Origin of the sequence: Paracoccus sp. SSJ (genome assembly GCF_030234105.1) — a bacterium.
In the GTDB taxonomy this organism is placed as follows: domain Bacteria; phylum Pseudomonadota; class Alphaproteobacteria; order Rhodobacterales; family Rhodobacteraceae; genus Paracoccus; species Paracoccus denitrificans.
On the sequence record NZ_JASSPE010000056.1, the window covers coordinates 1 to 2,197 of the forward strand.

1 protein-coding gene, 1 tRNA gene, 1 pseudogene and 1 other annotated feature are annotated in these 2,197 nt (G+C 62.1%); of the genes and pseudogenes, 2 read left to right on the forward strand and 1 reads right to left on the reverse strand.

Going from position 1 to position 2,197, the window contains the following annotated elements; genetic code table 11:
* Positions 1–126: 126 nt before the first annotated feature.
* Positions 127–1,112, forward strand: a pseudogene (locus QPR87_RS23410) (IS3 family transposase); the annotation flags it as partial.
* Positions 165–281 (forward strand) — a sequence feature (AL1L pseudoknot). It overlaps the preceding pseudogene by 117 nt.
* Positions 1,113–1,121: 9 nt before the next feature.
* On the forward strand, positions 1,122–1,967 hold the full coding sequence (locus QPR87_RS23415) for an McrC family protein (protein ID WP_285051552.1): 846 nt from the start codon (positions 1,122–1,124) through the stop codon (positions 1,965–1,967).
* Between the two features lie 103 nt (positions 1,968–2,070).
* Here QPR87_RS23415 and QPR87_RS23420 read toward each other — a convergent pair.
* A tRNA-Met gene (locus tag QPR87_RS23420) sits at positions 2,071–2,147 on the reverse strand.
* Between the last annotated feature and the right edge of the window lie 50 nt (positions 2,148–2,197).

A 2,197-nucleotide genomic window follows, 5' to 3' on the forward strand; every position in this document is an offset into this window, starting at 1 on the left:
TCCACAACCAGCATCCCACACTGTGCCCCCCGATAGCCTCGGAGGCATCATGACCATCAGCGTAAGGGGGGTCATTTTTGGAAGCCGATTACCCCGTTACGGGGTCAATTTTGCACGCCGGTTCACAAGTTGCGCCAGGCCAACGAAATCCTCAGGAAGGCGAGCGCATATTTTGCGATGGCGGAGCTCGACCGCCGGTCGAAGTGATGGTGGGTTTCATCGACGCGCACCGGGATGCGCACGGGGTCGAGCCGATCTGCGCGGTTCTGCCGATCGCCCCGTCCACCTACTATGAACATCTGGCAAAGCGGGCCGATCCGTCCCGGCTGTCGGAACGGGCGCGCCGGGATGAGGCGCTGCGCCCCGAGATCCTGCGGGTATTCGAGGAGAACTGGCGCGTCTACGGCGTCCGGAAGATCTGGCGGCAGCTTCGCCGCGAGGGCTTCGACGTTGCCCGATGCACGGTGGCACGGCTGATGAAGGTCATGGGTATTCAAGGCATTGTCCGGGGCAAGCCGCACAGGACGACGATCCCCGACAAGAAGGCACCCTGTCCGCTGGACAAGGTGAACCGCCAGTTCCGGGTGCCGGCACCCAACATGCTCTGGGTCAGTGATTTCACCTATGTCGCAACCTGGAAGGGGTTCGCCTATGTGGCTTTCGTCATCGACGCCTATGCCCGCAAGATCGTCGGCTGGCGTGTCAGCACCTCGGCGCATGCGGGGTTCGTCCTCGATGCCTTGGAACAGGCGGTCCACGAACGCCGGCCAGCCAAGGGCATGGGACTGGTTCATCACAGCGACCGCGGCTCCCAATACCTGTCCATCCGCTACACCGAGCGCCTCGCAGAAGCAGGCATCGAACCTTCGGTTGGCAGCGTGGGCGACAGTTACGACAACGCGCTGGCCGAGACGATCAACGGCCTGTTCAAGGCCGAGGTCATCCACCGACGCGGACCTTGGCGCAGCTTCGAGGCCGTCGAATATGCGACCCTTGAATGGGTGGACTGGTTCAACAACCGCCGCCTGCTCGAGCCGATCGGGAACATCCCGCCCGCAGAAGCCGAGGTCAACTTCTACGCCGCTCTGGAAACTGACGCCATGGCCGCGTAACTAACCGAAATCAGCCTCCGGCAAACCCGGCGCGGTTCAGACCGTTCTCATCTACTCTGTCGCTTCGACGACCGCAGCATCGACAACCCCTACAATCAAGCGCTCAAGGCTGTCCTTCGGATCCTTCTAGGGCTCGCACTGAGCCCGAGGACCCGGGCGATGGTGGCGGCGTTCCTCCACCGCTTTGACGAGGTGACCGATCGCAGGGTCAGGGCTCGCGACGTCGGCGCCCTGCGGTTTGATCGCACCATCCGACACTGGGAGCCGGTGTTTGCGCGGGCCCGCTGGCTGCTGACAGGCCTCTATCCGGATGTTCGCATCGGCGACGCAGCTGGTTCCGCTCTGCTGTTCAACATGGAGAAGCTCTTCGAGACGGTACTCGGACTGCGCATCCGGCATGCCTGCCTGGTGCAGGCCGGTGCTCGCCTTACTGTCGGACTTCAGAGTCCTGTGAAGAACTTCGCGACGGCGGGCTTCCAGCTGCGCCCCGACATCACCGTTCAGAGCGGAGACGAGTGCGTCGCCATCTTCGATGCAAAATGGAAGCGCCTCGATCTCGCCGAACCGAACTCGGGCGTCTCGAGCGGCGACGCATATCAGATGAACGCCTACGCAAGTCGCTACCGCTGCAAGCGACTCGCGCTCGTTTACCCGGCCTCAAGGGACTGCCCGCCAGGAAGGATCACCGAGTTCGTGCTCATGACCGAAGAGCGGCCGGTACTGGATGTTGTCGCGATCGATGTTCGAGAGCTCGCCTTTGGCAGCGGGATCCCGGCCGGTATCGATGCGATGATCCCGATCGAGCCGCACTGGAAGCAACGGTCATCGCAGGCACCGATTTACGAAGCGGTATGAAGGACTTCGGCCCCTCTTGCTTCCACAGTGCTTCCACGGGTGTTGGAAACGCAAACGCCGCCCCGGAGGGCGGCGCTTAAGCGTTTGATAACGCGTGATAATTTGGTTGCGGGGGTAGGATTTGAACCTACGACCTTCAGGTTATGAGCCTGACGAGCTACCGGGCTGCTCTACCCCGCGGCCGTTTGCGCTGGATTGTCAGCGCTTTTTGTCATCGTCGAGAGATTTTC